This window comes from Bacillus sp. FSL K6-0073, from assembly GCF_038006085.1.
GTDB lineage: Bacteria > Bacillota > Bacilli > Bacillales > Bacillaceae_G > Bacillus_A > Bacillus_A cereus.
The window spans coordinates 1,859,001-1,872,246 of sequence record NZ_JBBOUN010000001.1; the positions used below are offsets into that span (position 1 = coordinate 1,859,001).

Consider the following 13,246-nt stretch of genomic DNA (forward strand, 5'->3'; position numbering starts at 1 on the left):
AACCAGGATCTCCCATCAAAGTATAAATTCCAAGGGAGGAACCGTTTTTTATTTACTTATATACGCACAGCTGTACCACTGACAGCAACCATTAACATTCCATCACGAACAACTTCGTAATCTACGTCAATACCAACGATAGCGTTCGCACCTTTTTCTTTTGCAAGTTCTTTCATTTCGCCCATTGCAATATCACGAGCGTCTTTTAGTTTACTTTCATAAGCACCAACACGGCCACCGACAACATCACGAACGGAAGCGAATACATCGCGGACAATATTTGCACCCATAATAGCTTCACCATTTACAATATCAATATACTCAATAATCTCTTTACCTTGAATTCCAGAAGTTGTTGTTACAATCATGACTGACACTCTCCTAATATTTTATAATTTTTGATTAGCTTTCTTATGTCATAGAAAAAGTAGTTCTGGTGCCAAAAATGCTTGATAGAAACATAGAATATTTTTGGTATCAGAAACAAGTCTGGTTTCTTACAGAATGAAACCAAGGCAATTGTTTAACATATGTATCGCTATAACATATGCAATGGATCTTTTAGAAATAAGATAAGCCGCAGTAAGTATCAACGATCCAGGTAAATAAATAGCAATATCCGCAAGTTGGTTCGTATGAAGAAGTGTAAAAATCATAATCGAAATGATAGATGCAATAGCAGTACCAATATGGTAAGAAAAACGATTTATTAATATGTGGCGAAACACAATTTCTTCAAGTGTTGGACCCAGAATACCAAATACAAGCAATGTAAATACAAGAGGTACCTCTGCACCCGTTTCAAGGAGCTGCTCTTGGTTCTCTGGTTGACCAGTTGCTAGAAAATGCATAACACATTGTTCCACAATTAACGTAAATAAAACTACCATAGGAATACTTACTATTTTCAAAATTGTCTTCTCTTTAAAATAAGTAAAACTTTCAATAATTTCTTTCCTAAAGCAAATGATTCCTACAATAGCAGGTACAGTAAAACCGATGGCACTAAGAACAAATTCTGATTCAACTAAATTGACATTAGCTAAAAGTGATATGCCAAATAATATGTACAAACCAATTTGAAATGGTACAAACAGTGTAAAGATTATTAGCATAATGATTTCTTTTTTATTCATTTTTATAAAGTTCACTGTATTGCCCCCATAATTAAATTACCTATAATTTTTGATTTTTCTTTCTGCATAACGCTCTCCTTCTAAATATATTTATACAAGATTATAAACCGGACGGTTCAGTCCGAATCGAAATCTAATGATACTACAAGTTTCTAGTTTTTTAAACCCTTTTTATAAAGTATTAACAAAATCAAAATGGAAAAAAGCAAATATATTTATATTTCAGTTGGTTTGTTACAATTTAATTCCAGTAATCATTAATGGTTAATCTTTTATAGAATGAAGTGAAAGTGGGAGTAGTTCAAACACTTTAGCTAAACATATTGATAAAAATTATATATAATAATCATATGTCTATACATTAAATTTAACTATATATTTTTACACCTCTACGATTTTAGATAAAATTAGTTGTATAATATGACTGAATTAAACAATTGGTCATGTTGTTTTGACGGAAAATTCACTTAATTTATGTAGGTAATAAAATTTGATTAACTTCTTTTCAAACTGTATTCTTTGAGGTTTCCATAAGATAGGGATTGATAAGATATTTCTGTTCCAAACTTATTTATACTTACAAAAAAATTAAGAAAATAGAGGGTAAACATTACCTAGAATATTAGGATCGTTTTCATTAGGAGGATTACAAAGCATGACTAAAGTTGATAAGGTTAAAGAAAAAATTATTGAAACATCTTTATATTTATTTAATACTAATGGGATAACTCGCACATCCATTCAGGATATAATGACAGCTACTGAACTACCTAAAGGATCTATTTATCGTAGATTCAAAAGTAAAGAAGAAATTGTCCTTGCTGCCTACGACAAAAGTGGTGAGATTATGTGGAGTCATTTTCATAAAGCAATGGAAAATAAAAAAACAGCAATTGATAAAATCCTTGCAATTTTCCTTGTATATCAAGATGCAGCTAATAATCCTCCTATTGCTGGAGGCTGTCCATTACTTAATAGTGCCATTGAAAGTACTGGAGTATTTCCAGAATTACAAAAAGCAGCAGCAAAAGGTTATGATGATACAGTAATGTTAATGGCTTCTCTCATAAAAGAAGGAATAGAGAAACAAGAATTTAAAGAAGATATAGAGGTTATATCACTCGCTTCCTTTCTTGCCTCTTCAATGGAGGGGGCTATTATGGCAAGTCGAGTATCTAACGATAATATACACCATCATTATTTTATTGAACAAATAAAACATCATCTTTTCACTTATTCTAAATAAGTGAGAACTTGCATTGTTTCCATCCAATTTTTATAAAATTAAATTGAATAAATACCCCTTATAAATAGTATCTTCTGTTTATAAGGGGTATTTGAATAGTTTTTAGATGATGTTTCATGTTTCTTATTGAACGGCTTTGTTATCGTTACTACAGAAAAATGTGAATTAAATGTTAATCGATTTACATGTTTCAAGCGTATCTATATTGAGTTTGTAAATCTACACAATAAGTTTTCATTATATATTAAGTGTAGTAGAAGTTCAGATAGATAAAATTCGGTAGTCGAATTTTTTTGCATAAAGCTGTATAATGCTTGTAACGAAAGGGAAATACAGGAAGGGATTTGTAATGAGTTACTATGGAAAAAGATAAACAACAATTAAGCGTTGAAGTTGCAAGATTATATTATCAATCAGATTATAGTCAGCAAGAAATTGCTAACAAATTAAATATTTCAAGACCAACAATTTCTAGATTGTTAAAGTATGCGAAAGAAAAAGGGTTTGTTCAAATTAGCATCGCTGATCCATTTGCGGATTTAGATAACGTTGGGAATTTACTGAAAGAAAAATACAACTTGTTAGAGGCACATGTTGTATTTTCTCCAGTACCGGAATATGCAACGATTACAGAGTATATAAGTAAATATGCTGCTGAGTATATGGAAAAGACAGTTAAAAACGGTGATATTGTTGGTGTAAGCTGGGGAATGACTATGTATGAAATCGCTAGAAAAATCGTACCGCAACATGTAAAAGGGGTAGAGGTTGTCCAGCTAAAAGGTGGTATTAGTCATTCAAGTGTAAATACATATGCGAATGAAACGATAGCTTTATTTGCAGATGCTTTTCAAACGACGCCAAGAAATCTACCTCTTCCAGTTATATTTGATAATGCAGTGACAAAAGAATTAGTAGAGCAGGATCGACATATTCATCATATTATCGAAATGGGGAAGCAAGCGAATATTGCAATTTTCACTGTAGGAACAGTGCGAGACGAAGCGCTATTATTCCGATTAGGTTATTTCGATAAGGGTGAAACGAGTTTACTCAAAAAACAATCGGTCGGTGACATTTGTTCACGATTCTTTGATGGGGACGGAAATATTAGTAGTGAAGAAATTAATAAGCGGACCATTGGAATTGAGTTAGAAGAACTGAAATTAAAGAAACGTTCTATTTTAGTTGCAGGTGGTAATAGAAAAATCAAAGCAATTGATGGTGCGTTACGTGGCGGGTATGCAAATGTATTAATTATCGATCAGCATACAGCAAAAGAATTGTTACATTATCAAAAAGATTAGAAATAAAAGGCGTTCTCAAGATGTTAATTTTGAGAACGCCTTTTATTTTGTTATGTATGAATGATAGGAGTTTTTTGAACACAAGTTGCCTTTTTAAAAATAATTATGGATATGGAGATACATACTACCATTGTTAACATAAAAATTTTGATTATATATTTGAAATGTTCTTTGTTAGAATGCGCTTTATTTACTACAAGAAAATTCCTTTTTAAAAATAATGAACAAAATTTCAAAAGTGTATTTACATTTGTTCAACTAAGAGTTAGAATGAAGTTGTTAAAAGATATGAGGAGTGAAGATAATGAACATTGCAAAGTTAATTGACCATACAATTTTAAAAGCTAATACTACTAAAGAAGATGTTATGAAAGTAATTGAAGAAGCAAAGGAATATAAATTCGCTTCTGTTTGTATTAACCCAACATGGGTAAAATTAGCGGCTGATGAACTAGCTGGACATGATGTAGACGTTTGTACTGTAATCGGTTTCCCATTAGGAGCAAGCACTACTGAAACAAAAGCATTTGAAACAAAAGATGCTATCGCAAAAGGTGCAACTGAAGTTGATATGGTAATCAACGTAGGCGCTTTAAAAGATGGCGACAACGAACTTGTTGAAAAAGATATTTATGAAGTAGTACAAGCAGCAAAAGGAAAAGCTCTTGTAAAAGTAATCATTGAAACTTGCCTATTAACAGATGAAGAAAAAGTACGCGCTTGTGAATTATCAGTAAAAGCTGGTGCTGACTTCGTAAAAACTTCAACTGGATTCTCAACTGGCGGAGCAACTGCTGAAGATATCGCATTAATGCGTAAAACAGTAGGACCAAACGTTGGTGTAAAAGCATCTGGTGGCGTTCGTACACGTGAAGATGCAGACAAAATGGTAGCTGCTGGAGCTTCTCGCGTTGGAGCAAGTGCTAGTGTTGCAATCGTATTAAATGATGCAAAAGGTGCTACAGATAACTACTAATCATTAATGAAGTCAAAAGCGATAGATACACAAAGTAAAGTGTATCTATTGCTTTAATAATTGAAAAAAATGTAAGCGGATACGAATGGGAGGAGACGGCTTATGAAATACTTAATCGGTGTTTTAGGCCTCGTATTGATTTTAGGTATCGCTTGGCTTGCTAGTAATGATAGAAAAAAAGTCAAATATCGCCCAATCATAACGATGGTTATATTACAATTCATTTTGGGATTTTTATTATTAAATACAAGTGTAGGGAATATATTAATTAGCGGAATAGCAGATGGTTTTGGAGAGTTATTAAAATATGCTGCTGACGGTGTGAATTTTGTATTTGGTGGACTAGTAAATCAAAAAGAGTTTTCGTTCTTTTTAAGTGTATTAATGCCAATCGTATTTATCTCGGCACTAATAGGTATATTACAACACATTAAAGTATTACCTATTATTGTGAAATCTATCGGTTTAGCATTAAGTAAAGTAAATGGAATGGGGAAACTAGAATCATATAATGCTGTTGCTTCTGCGATTTTAGGACAATCTGAAGTGTTTATTTCAGTTAAGAAACAACTAGGGTTATTGCCAGAGAAAAGAATGTATACATTATGTGCATCTGCAATGTCTACAGTTTCTATGTCTATCGTTGGATCATATATGGTGTTATTAAAACCACAATATGTTGTAACCGCTTTAGTGCTTAACTTATTCGGTGGCTTCATCATTGCTTCTATTATTAACCCGTATGAAGTTACTGAGGAAGAAGATATGTTAGAAGTGCAAGAAGAAGAGAAAAAGACTTTCTTTGAAGTATTAGGTGAATACATTATAGACGGATTTAAAGTTGCCATTACAGTAGCAGCTATGCTAGTCGGTTTCGTTGCTCTTATCGCATTCATCAATGCAGTATTTAAAGGTGTAATTGGTATCTCATTCCAAGAAATCCTTGGTTATGTATTTGCACCATTTGCATTTATTATGGGTGTGCCTTGGCATGAAGCAGTTAATGCCGGAAATATTATGGCAACAAAATTAGTATCAAATGAATTTGTCGCTATGACAGATTTAGCACAAGGAAACTTTAATTTCTCAGATAGAACGACAGCGATTATATCTGTATTCTTAGTTTCATTTGCAAACTTCTCTTCAATTGGAATTATTGCAGGGGCAGTTAAAAGCTTAAATGAAAAGCAGGGGAATGTAGTGGCAAGATTTGGTTTGAAATTACTATTCGGTGCAACGTTAGTAAGTTTCTTATCAGCAACAATCGTTGGCTTATTATTTTAATAGATTCGTATAATATAAAAAGGAATGGTGATTGTAATGAGAATGGTAGATATTATTGCAAAAAAACGTGACGGCAAAGAATTAACGACTGAAGAAATCAAATTCTTTATTAATGGATATACAGACGGAAGTATTCCTGATTATCAAGTGAGTGCACTTGCAATGGCAATCTTCTTTAAAGATATGACAGATCGCGAACGTGCAGATTTAACGATGGCGATGGTTGAGTCTGGTGAAACGATCGACTTATCAGCAATTGAAGGAATTAAAGTAGACAAACATTCAACTGGCGGTGTTGGTGATACCACAACTTTAGTATTAGGACCATTAGTTGCTGCTTTAGATGTACCAGTAGCAAAAATGTCTGGTCGTGGTTTAGGACATACAGGCGGAACAATTGATAAATTAGAAGCGGTAGAAGGATTCCACGTTGAAATTACAAAAGAACAATTTATTGATATTGTAAACCGTGACAAAGTAGCTGTTATTGGACAAACAGGAAACTTAACACCTGCAGATAAAAAGATTTATGCATTGCGCGACGTAACAGGAACTGTTAACTCAATTCCTTTAATCGCAAGTTCAATTATGAGTAAAAAAATTGCAGCTGGTGCTGACGCAATCGTACTTGATGTAAAAACAGGTGCTGGTGCATTTATGAAAACAGAAGAAGATGCAAAAGAATTAGCACATGCAATGGTACGTATCGGAAATAATGTAGGACGTCAAACTATGGCTGTTATTTCGGACATGTCACAACCGCTTGGTTTTGCGATTGGTAACGCTCTAGAAGTAAAAGAAGCGATTGATACGTTAAAAGGTGAAGGTCCAGAAGATTTAACAGAATTAGTACTTGTATTAGGTAGCCAAATGGTCGTACTTGCGAAAAAAGCAAATACGTTAGAAGAAGCTCGTGAAATGCTAATTGAAGTGATGAAAAACGGAAAAGCAACTGAGAAATTTAAAGAGTTCTTAAGCAATCAAGGCGGAGATAGCTCAATTGTAGACAATCCAGAAAAAATGCCACAAGCTAAGTATGTAATTGATGTACCTGCAAAAACTTCAGGTGTTATTTCTAACATTGTTGCAGATGAGATTGGTATTGCAGCTATGTTACTTGGTGCAGGTCGTGCAACGAAGGAAGATGAAATCGATTTAGCAGTAGGATTAATGTTACGTAAAAAAGTTGGCGATGCAGTAAAAGAAGGCGAGCCATTCGTAACAATCTACGCAAATCGTGAAAATGTAGAAGATGTAAAAGCAAAAATTTATGAGAACATCTCTATCGCTGAAACAGCAATGGCTCCTAAATTAGTTCATACAGTTATTACTGACTAATCATCATTTCATTTACTTTGAGGGGGAAATAATATGGATAAGAAAAAATATATTGAAGAAGCAAACAAGATGTTATCGAAAGCGTATATTCCGTATTCTAAATTTCCTGTTGGCGCAGCGTTAGTTACGAAAGAAGGGAAAATCTATACTGGTTGTAATATAGAAAATGCTTCTTACGGTTTATGTAACTGTGCAGAAAGAACAGCAATATTTAAAGCAGTATCAGAAGGTGAGCGCGATTTTAGTTACTTAGTTATTACAGGAGAAACTGATGGACCGATTTCACCATGTGGTGCGTGTAGACAAGTAATTGCTGAATTCTGTGATCCGAAAATGCCTGTATTATTAACGAATGTAAAAGGTGATGAAAAAGAAGTGACTGTTGAGCAATTACTTCCAGGTGCTTTCTCAATAGAAGATTTAAAATAAATTGAAAAGCCATTCTACAATTATTATTTGTGGAATGGCTTTTTTATTTTCAAAAATTGAATGTAATATTTTGTTCATACTCCGTTCATAAACTTCGCTTAAAATAATTGCAGCGAATATAGAAAGTTTACAACAGGAGGAATAGAATGAAGAAATTATATAATGCGGCATTTATTTACTTAATTATTGGTTTATTATCAGGTGTATTTGCAAGAGAGTATACGAAAGCACAAGGAATTAAAGGATCCACAATGTTGCAATTAGTGCATACACATGTATTAGTGCTCGGTTTTGTATTCTTTTTAATTGCTTTAGCTTTATGTAAAGTGTTTCATGTACAAGAAACAAAGAGCTTTTGTGCATGGTTTGTTGTTTATAATGTAGGAGTAATCTTTACTATTGCTACAATGCTATGGAGAGGTCTTTTACAAGTAAATGGAACTGACTTTTACGGTTTAAGCCATATGGCTGGATTAGGTCATGTTATTATAAGTATCGGGCTCGTTTGGTTTATGATTTTGCTCAAAAAGTCTTTTAAATAGATAGGAGTGGGAAGAGTATGATAGCACTTTTATCAAGTATTTTAGCGGTTTGTATGGCTGTTGGTGTCATGTTTCTGCGCTTTAAAGCAGCGAAAAAACCGGTAACGAAAAAGAAAATTATATTGCCGCCAATTTTTATGAGTACTGGAGCAATGATGTACTTTTTACCGGAATTCCGATTAACGTCGTTAGAAATAATAGAAGCAATTATTGCAGGGCTTATTTTCTCTGTATTTCTTATAAAAACAACGAAGTTTGAAATAAGAGACGAACAAATATATATGAAACCGTCAAAAGCATTTATATTTATTTTAGTCGGATTATTAGCTGTACGAGTAGCGTTGAAATCATATTTAAGTCAATCGATTGATTTAGCGGAGTTAAGTGGAATGTTTTTCTTACTTGCATTTGCGATGATTGTGTCGTGGAGAATTGCGATGTATCGCTCGTTTACTAAATTAAAAAAGACAATAAAAAGAGCTGGAATTTCTATATAGGAAATCCAGCTCTTTTTATGTTTTATTGAAATTCTTTAGCTCGGAACTCATTTGCTTAATTTTAAACGTATTTGAGCATCTTGTAATGCAACTGGTGTAACGTTAAGACCATTAGGATCAACAATTTTTGTATTTAATAAAATGGAATCTAGGCTTCCACGAAATGTTTCTGTATAGTTTTGACGCAACATTTGTTGTTCTTGTTTTTCATCAACTGTTAATCCAGACGTTCTTTCTTTTTTTGATAATTCATTAATACGGAATAAAATGTTTTGCATTTTGTTCACCTCTTATTTAAATTCAAATTAGTAACTTACTAATTTATAGTTATTGTAACTTGTTTAGTTGTCTGTGTCAATACTATCTAAAATTTAGTTAAAAATTGACGAAAAATTATAACAATAATAGAATGAAGTGTATTGAATAATTAGTTTCACAATTATACATAAAACGCTAGGGGGATTATTATGAAATCAACATTTTTTGCTCAAAATAGAGAACGATTAGCAAACACATTACCAGAGGGATCTATTACGATTTTATTTGCGGGACAAGCACCGCATATGTCAGCTGATGCACATTATAAATTTGTACCGAATCGTAATTTTTACTACTTAACGGGAATCGATGAACCAAATGTTATTTTTATGCTGAAAAAGGTTGGGAATAGTGTAGAAGAGACACTTTTCATTGAAAAGTCAGATCCAGTAATGGAAAAATGGGTTGGGAAAACAGTTTCTAGCGAAGAAGCAGAGGGAATTTCAGGTATAAAGAAAGTTGTATATTTAGATAGCTTTGAAAAGACAATGTCAAATATACTCTTTACAGAAAATGCGAAGCATTTATATTTAGATATAGAAAGTCGTGAGTGGAATGGTACGGAGACAAAAACATTAGCATTTGCTAAACATGTAAGAGAAAAATACCCACACGTAACAATTGGTAATGTATATCCGAACATTTGTGAATTACGAGTATTTAAAACAGAAGAAGAAATTGAAATTATTAAAGAAGCGATTGCTATAACGAAAGACGGTATTTACAACGTACTTAAGCATGCAAAAGCAGGCATGATGGAGTATGAATTAGAAGCCCAATTTGATTTTACACTGAAATCATCTGGCATTAAGTACCATGCGTTCAATACAATTTTGGCGAGTGGAAAAAATGCTACAGTTCTTCATTATGAAGATAATGATGCACAAATTCAAAATGGTGACTTAGTATTACTAGATTTAGGTGCTCAAAAAGACTACTATAACGCTGATATTAGTTATACATTCCCGGCAAATGGAACATTCTCTAGTCGCCAAAAACAAATTTATAATATTGTATTAAAAGCATTAAAAGAAACAACAGAGATTATTAAGCCAGGATTAAAGTTCGCTACATTAAATGAGCATACAAAAAAGGTACTGGCAGAAGAGTGTAAAGCAATTGGCTTAATTCAAGAAGATGAAGAGTTATCAAAATACTATTATCATGGTGTCAGCCATTTCCTTGGTTTAGATACACATGATGTAGGAACATATAAAGATAGAGTGTTAGAAGAAGGTATGGTTATAACAATTGAACCTGGTCTTTATATTGAAGGAGAATCAATTGGAATTCGTATTGAAGATGACATTCTTGTAACGAAAGACGGGTATGAAAACTTGTCAAAAGATATCATTAGGGAAGTTGAAGAAATTGAAGAATTTATGAGTGTAAATAATGAACATGTAAAAGGAAACCAAGCTGTAGTTAAATAATAAAAGAGTCATCACTAATTTATTTGAACTTTATCTCGAATCGTGGACAATTAAAAAATCCATGATTCGGGATAGGGTTCTTTTCTTCGAAATACTAATCTTTAATTATTAATCCTAATAAAGTAGCAAACTGAACAGCTTGATATGTCGATACTTTACATCCTCTTAAATCGTTCACTGAAACTGTAAGTGTATCAAAGGTAGAAGAACTAATATCTATCCCCTTCAGTGATGTCTGATCAAAATTAGCTTCATCAAGACTACATAATTGGAATTCAACTTTTTTAAGTTTACAGTCAAAAAAATCTGCATTATTTAATGAAATTTCATTGAAGATGATTTTTTCTAGTTTAGAATTTCCAAATGCCGCTAAATTCAAAATTGAATTCTCAAATTTAACATTTCCTAAGCTAGATCCTGTGAAATTTACTCCGATTAATTTACTGTTTTTAAATTCGACTCTGTGAACAGAAGAATTGCTTAAATTAGCATTTGATAAATCACAGTTTTCAAAACAAACATCTGTAATATCAATATTGCTAAAGTCTGTATTAGTAAACTTACAGTTTTTTATCACCGCATCATATAACCGCACTCTATCTACAGATTCATTTTCGAAAGTGGAGTCTATAATTTCACACACTTCCAATGTTGGATCTTCTTCATAAAAAATATCTTGAAAATTCTTTGAAGATAACTCTGGTGAAATTTTTGGTCTATCAATTTTCATCGTATATCAATCCTCTTCTATTTGATATATTTGTGTAATTTGAGTCCATTGTCTGTGAGGAACATTAGTTCTTATTATACAAAAATCTAAGTTCTTTTGTGAAGAGCATTTTAGCTACATTTTTCTTATTTAATAATAGTAGTGTTATTGTTTCTTAAGAAATAACGTCAAAACAAATACGAGAACGGCTAATGTAGTCGCTACAAGGAAAGCATTTTGTATTACTAAAATATTCGTCTCTTGTAATGTCTCCGCTTTTAGTAATTTTCCAATTAGCTTACGTAAGATCTAATTACATCTCCTTATTTTCTTGAAAATCAACTTCTATAATGATTTTGAAAAAGAAAAAGGAGGGATTTTCCATGAAGCGATTTGTATTAGCAGCCGTTACAGTCTCTGTAATATTTTTAATTGCTGCATGTTCTTTGGCCACAAATACAACAAATGATCATAAAAATATGAAAGATAAAAAAACAATACAGACTGAAACAGCTACAAAACCATTGAAGGTTGAAAAAGGACCAGAAGTTACTTTAATAGCGAAAGAAGAAAAGCAAAGGTTAAGTAACGGTGTTATTGTTCCAGTCTGGACATTTAATGGCTCATCTCCTGGTCCAGAAATTCGGGTGAAAAAAGGTGAAAAGGTGAAAGTGACATTAAAAAATGAATTATCTGCACCAGTATCTATTCATTGGCATGGATATCCTGTCCCAAATAACATGGATGGAATTCCGGGCGTGACACAAGATGCAGTTGAACCAGGAAAAAGTTTCACTTACGAATTTGAAGCGAACGTACCAGGAACGTACTGGTATCACTCGCATCAAGATTCTGTAAATCAATTAGATAGAGGTTTGTATGGAGCGCTCATTGTAGAGGATACAAAAGAAAAATATGATAAAGATTACACATTAATGTTGGATGAATGGGTTACAGATAAAGAAGAAATGAATAAGCAGTTAAAAGAAATGACAAAAGGGCAAATAGGTAATAAATCTAAAGGTAATGAAAATGAGGAAAAGAATGATGATAAGAACGGCATGGATCATTCTGGTATGGACATGGGCAGTGATCAAAAAGACTCTGGCAATATGGCAGGAATGGACCATGGAAATATGAAGATGGAAGGTCATGATATGAGTATGTATGATTTATTCACAATCAATGGAAAAAGCGGTGATTTAGTAGTGCCATTGAAAGTGAATAAGGGAGATAAAGTTCGTTTTCGACTCGTTAATGCTGGTTATCTATCACATGATATACATGTTCACGGTCATGATATAAAAGTAATTGCGACAGATGGTCAACCAATAAACGATCCAAAAGTTATAAAGGATAAAGTAATTTCAATCGCACCGGGCGAACGTTATGATATTGAATTTACTGCTAATAAAACTGGGAAATGGTATGTTGAAGACCATTCGAAAAATAAAGGTGCAAAAGGAATGAAAGCTGTTATTGAATATGATGGCAGTAAAGAGATGAAAGATAAAGCAGACGAAAAAGAAAAATTACCGAAAGTAGATATAATGAAATATAGTACTAAAAAATTAGGTAGTTTCACGTTAAATCAAGAGTATACTGCCACATATAATATGGACTTAAATACGCAAATGAATGGAAATGAAATGGTATATACAATTAACGGAAAGGTATTTCCGGATATTGACCCAATTCAAGTAAAAAAGGGTGATTTAGTAAAAGTGAAGTTGGTAAATCGTTCTAAAATGGATGATCACCCAATGCATTTACACGGGCACTTCTTTCAGGTGTTGAGTAAAGATGGAAAACCGATAGAAGGTTCTCCAATTGTAAAAGATACATTGAACTTAAAACCAGGAGAAGAATATGAAGTAGCCTTTGTAGCAGACAATCCCGGTGAGTGGATGCTCCACTGTCACGACCTACATCATGCTTCAGCAGGGATGGTAACGGAAGTGAACTATACAGATTATAAATCTGACTATGTTCCAAACCAAAATATTCCTAATAAGCCAGAATAATAGGAAG

Annotated in this window: 14 protein-coding genes; 10 read left to right on the plus strand and 4 right to left on the minus strand. The window is 32.8% G+C overall.

Going from position 1 to position 13,246, the window contains the following annotated elements; all coding sequences use genetic code 11:
* Positions 1–56: 56 nt before the first annotated feature.
* The gene (locus MHB52_RS09775; RefSeq protein WP_000637518.1) at positions 57–368 is read right to left on the minus strand and encodes a heavy metal-binding domain-containing protein; all 312 of its coding nucleotides are present in this window, start codon (positions 366–368) and stop codon (positions 57–59) included.
* A gap of 129 nt (positions 369–497) precedes the next feature.
* Positions 498–1,151, minus strand: coding sequence for a CPBP family intramembrane glutamic endopeptidase (locus MHB52_RS09780; protein WP_016117590.1), 654 nt, complete (start codon positions 1,149–1,151; stop codon positions 498–500).
* A 640-nt stretch (positions 1,152–1,791) separates the two neighbouring features.
* Between MHB52_RS09780 and MHB52_RS09785 the strand changes: the two genes are divergently transcribed.
* The 8 genes from MHB52_RS09785 to MHB52_RS09820 all read left to right on the plus strand — a co-directional run bounded on the left by MHB52_RS09785 (position 1,792) and on the right by MHB52_RS09820 (position 8,755).
* Complete coding sequence (locus MHB52_RS09785; RefSeq protein ID WP_000169648.1) at positions 1,792–2,382, plus strand: TetR/AcrR family transcriptional regulator; 591 nt, start codon at positions 1,792–1,794, stop codon at positions 2,380–2,382.
* A 359-nt stretch (positions 2,383–2,741) separates the two neighbouring features.
* The gene (locus MHB52_RS09790) at positions 2,742–3,689 is read left to right on the plus strand and encodes a sugar-binding transcriptional regulator (RefSeq protein ID WP_000409785.1); all 948 of its coding nucleotides are present in this window, start codon (positions 2,742–2,744) and stop codon (positions 3,687–3,689) included.
* 304 nt (positions 3,690–3,993) lie between these two features.
* Complete coding sequence (gene deoC, locus MHB52_RS09795) at positions 3,994–4,665, plus strand: deoxyribose-phosphate aldolase (RefSeq protein WP_001017441.1); 672 nt, start codon at positions 3,994–3,996, stop codon at positions 4,663–4,665.
* Positions 4,666–4,767: 102 nt separating this feature from the next.
* Positions 4,768–5,949, plus strand: a complete 1,182-nt coding sequence (locus MHB52_RS09800; protein ID WP_000876192.1) for a NupC/NupG family nucleoside CNT transporter — start codon at positions 4,768–4,770, stop codon at positions 5,947–5,949.
* Positions 5,950–5,985: 36 nt separating this feature from the next.
* Positions 5,986–7,287: a pyrimidine-nucleoside phosphorylase gene (locus MHB52_RS09805; RefSeq protein WP_061664479.1), complete on the plus strand. Its 1,302-nt coding sequence runs from the start codon at positions 5,986–5,988 to the stop codon at positions 7,285–7,287.
* 33 nt (positions 7,288–7,320) lie between these two features.
* The gene (locus tag MHB52_RS09810) at positions 7,321–7,716 is read left to right on the plus strand and encodes a cytidine deaminase (RefSeq protein ID WP_000358532.1); all 396 of its coding nucleotides are present in this window, start codon (positions 7,321–7,323) and stop codon (positions 7,714–7,716) included.
* Positions 7,717–7,862: 146 nt separating this feature from the next.
* Positions 7,863–8,258, plus strand: coding sequence for a DUF2871 domain-containing protein (locus MHB52_RS09815; protein ID WP_000737876.1), 396 nt, complete (start codon positions 7,863–7,865; stop codon positions 8,256–8,258).
* A gap of 17 nt (positions 8,259–8,275) precedes the next feature.
* Positions 8,276–8,755, plus strand: a complete 480-nt coding sequence (locus MHB52_RS09820; protein ID WP_000561044.1) for a CcdC family protein — start codon at positions 8,276–8,278, stop codon at positions 8,753–8,755.
* A gap of 47 nt (positions 8,756–8,802) precedes the next feature.
* Here MHB52_RS09820 and MHB52_RS09825 read toward each other — a convergent pair whose 3' ends face one another.
* Positions 8,803–9,033, minus strand: coding sequence for a DUF896 domain-containing protein (locus MHB52_RS09825; protein WP_001179616.1), 231 nt, complete (start codon positions 9,031–9,033; stop codon positions 8,803–8,805).
* A gap of 189 nt (positions 9,034–9,222) precedes the next feature.
* Between MHB52_RS09825 and MHB52_RS09830 the strand changes: the two genes are divergently transcribed.
* On the plus strand, positions 9,223–10,506 hold the full coding sequence (locus MHB52_RS09830; protein ID WP_061664478.1) for an aminopeptidase P family protein: 1,284 nt from the start codon (positions 9,223–9,225) through the stop codon (positions 10,504–10,506).
* A 94-nt stretch (positions 10,507–10,600) separates the two neighbouring features.
* Here MHB52_RS09830 and MHB52_RS09835 read toward each other — a convergent pair whose 3' ends face one another.
* Entirely contained in the window at positions 10,601–11,236 is a 636-nt protein-coding gene (locus tag MHB52_RS09835; protein WP_061664477.1) for a pentapeptide repeat-containing protein, read from the minus strand.
* Positions 11,237–11,598: 362 nt separating this feature from the next.
* Between MHB52_RS09835 and MHB52_RS09840 the strand changes: the two genes are divergently transcribed.
* Complete coding sequence (locus MHB52_RS09840; protein ID WP_061664476.1) at positions 11,599–13,239, plus strand: multicopper oxidase family protein; 1,641 nt, start codon at positions 11,599–11,601, stop codon at positions 13,237–13,239.
* Positions 13,240–13,246: the final 7 nt, after the last annotated feature.

Excerpts from the sequence above, each read along its gene's own strand:
- deoC (WP_001017441.1), top strand. The coding sequence starts at position 3,994 with ATGAACATTGCAAAGTTAATTGACCATACAATTTTAAAAGCTAATACT.
- MHB52_RS09835 (WP_061664477.1), bottom strand. The coding sequence starts at position 11,236 with ATGAAAATTGATAGACCAAAAATTTCACCAGAGTTATCTTCAAAGAAT.
- MHB52_RS09810 (WP_000358532.1), top strand. The coding sequence starts at position 7,321 with ATGGATAAGAAAAAATATATTGAAGAAGCAAACAAGATGTTATCGAAA.
- MHB52_RS09840 (WP_061664476.1), top strand. The coding sequence starts at position 11,599 with ATGAAGCGATTTGTATTAGCAGCCGTTACAGTCTCTGTAATATTTTTA.
- MHB52_RS09805 (WP_061664479.1), top strand. The coding sequence starts at position 5,986 with ATGAGAATGGTAGATATTATTGCAAAAAAACGTGACGGCAAAGAATTA.
- MHB52_RS09820 (WP_000561044.1), top strand. The coding sequence starts at position 8,276 with ATGATAGCACTTTTATCAAGTATTTTAGCGGTTTGTATGGCTGTTGGT.
- MHB52_RS09815 (WP_000737876.1), top strand. The coding sequence starts at position 7,863 with ATGAAGAAATTATATAATGCGGCATTTATTTACTTAATTATTGGTTTA.
- MHB52_RS09790 (WP_000409785.1), top strand. The coding sequence starts at position 2,742 with ATGGAAAAAGATAAACAACAATTAAGCGTTGAAGTTGCAAGATTATAT.
- MHB52_RS09830 (WP_061664478.1), top strand. The coding sequence starts at position 9,223 with ATGAAATCAACATTTTTTGCTCAAAATAGAGAACGATTAGCAAACACA.
- MHB52_RS09775 (WP_000637518.1), bottom strand. The coding sequence starts at position 368 with ATGATTGTAACAACAACTTCTGGAATTCAAGGTAAAGAGATTATTGAG.
- MHB52_RS09785 (WP_000169648.1), top strand. The coding sequence starts at position 1,792 with ATGACTAAAGTTGATAAGGTTAAAGAAAAAATTATTGAAACATCTTTA.
- MHB52_RS09800 (WP_000876192.1), top strand. The coding sequence starts at position 4,768 with ATGAAATACTTAATCGGTGTTTTAGGCCTCGTATTGATTTTAGGTATC.
- MHB52_RS09825 (WP_001179616.1), bottom strand. The coding sequence starts at position 9,033 with ATGCAAAACATTTTATTCCGTATTAATGAATTATCAAAAAAAGAAAGA.